The following is a 246-nucleotide window of genomic DNA, read 5'->3' as shown; positions in this document are numbered from 1 at the left end:
ACCACCACCGCTGGCCCCCATACTGCAAATGTTACCTTAATCAGCAAGACCGCTTGAAATAAGATATATTACACCATCTATAATATCGTATTGTATTTCCTGTCCCCACTTGCGATGGCCGGCACGTTCAAAATATCGTCCAAAGCCACCTGAGCGACGAAAGTTAGCGTTTAGTAGAGCTTTTCCTCTACTCGCAAGCAGCTGATCTGTTGAGTCATATCCCCAACAATCTCTTGGACCATTATC

1 protein-coding gene is annotated in these 246 nt (G+C 45.1%); it reads right to left on the bottom strand.

What is annotated here, in order from left to right:
• Positions 1-36 precede the first annotated feature (36 nt).
• Positions 37-246: prolyl oligopeptidase family serine peptidase (locus CWC02_RS20585; RefSeq protein WP_171043886.1), on the bottom strand; the 210-nt coding region annotated here is incomplete at its 5' end.

It is taken from the genome of Pseudoalteromonas sp. S2721 (genome assembly GCF_005887425.1).
GTDB classification, from domain to species: domain Bacteria; phylum Pseudomonadota; class Gammaproteobacteria; order Enterobacterales; family Alteromonadaceae; genus Pseudoalteromonas; species Pseudoalteromonas simplex.
Note: the sequence above shows the minus strand (reverse complement) of the source record. Positions and strands in the feature narration are given on the sequence as shown.